The organism is Bacillus cereus group sp. BfR-BA-01524 (assembly GCF_022662595.1).
In the GTDB taxonomy this organism is placed as follows: Bacteria; Bacillota; Bacilli; order Bacillales; family Bacillaceae_G; genus Bacillus_A; species Bacillus_A thuringiensis_S.
Window position 1 is genome coordinate 1 of sequence record NZ_JAKUDW010000421.1, and the last position, 236, is coordinate 236.

Consider the following 236-nt stretch of genomic DNA (forward strand, 5'->3'; position numbering starts at 1 on the left):
AATCGAAACAACACACCAAGTACAAAATGATTGGATTCAATTTGAATATAACGGAAAAACAGCTTATGTTCATGTTCCTTACTTAACAGGTAAAGCACCAGTTAAAGTTCAACCAGTAGTTAAAGCTGAAAAAACAACTACAGTTCAAGATACAGCTAAAGTTCGTGAAGCAGTTAAAGCTCAGGAAGTAGCTGAAACTCAAGCAAAAGCTAAAGCAGTGGAAGCAACTAAAGCTC

The 236-nt window shown here is 36.0% G+C and carries 1 pseudogene; it reads left to right on the forward strand.

Annotation, left to right across the window (positions count from 1 at the left end):
• Positions 1-236: pseudogene (locus MR170_RS31730) on the forward strand (enterotoxin); the annotation flags it as partial.